Annotated in this window: 1 protein-coding gene; it reads left to right on the forward strand. The window is 62.1% G+C overall.

Annotation, left to right across the window (positions count from 1 at the left end; genetic code table 11):
• A partial coding sequence (locus KBX21_RS26310) for an ABC transporter substrate-binding protein (protein ID WP_210844343.1) occupies positions 1 to 491 on the forward strand: 491 nt, incomplete at both ends.

Consider the following 491-nt stretch of genomic DNA (forward strand, 5'->3'; position numbering starts at 1 on the left):
GGCATCGGCGGACGAAAGCTCGAGGTCGTCACCCGCGACGATCGCACGTCGATTCAGCCAACCGTGATCGCATTCCAGGAGTTGTCACAGGATCCGGAGATGATCGCGATGATCGGCCCGACAACGTCAGGCGCCGGCATGGCCGTGCGCCAGATCATCAACGACAACAGATTGCCAGAACTCTCGATCGCCTATGGCACGGCGCTGACGCAAAGCAATTTCAAATATTACTATCGTGTCGGCCCCTCGCTCGAGACCGGCAACCAGGCCCTCCTCAACGCTATCCAGAAGCATCGCGGCGATGGCCAGAAACTGGCGACGCTCGCGCTGTCCGATGCCGGCGGCACCGACGGCGCCCGGGATGCGGCCAGTCGCGCGCCCAGCTACGGCATGACCGTCGTTGCCAGCGAGAACTACAAATACGGCGATACCGACTTCACCGCACAGATGACGAGAATCAAGGCGTCCGGCGCCACCGCCCTGTTGTCGTT

Source organism: Nocardiopsis sp. B62 (assembly GCF_018070675.1).
Taxonomy (GTDB): domain Bacteria; phylum Actinomycetota; class Actinomycetes; order Streptosporangiales; family Streptosporangiaceae; genus Nocardiopsis; species Nocardiopsis prasina.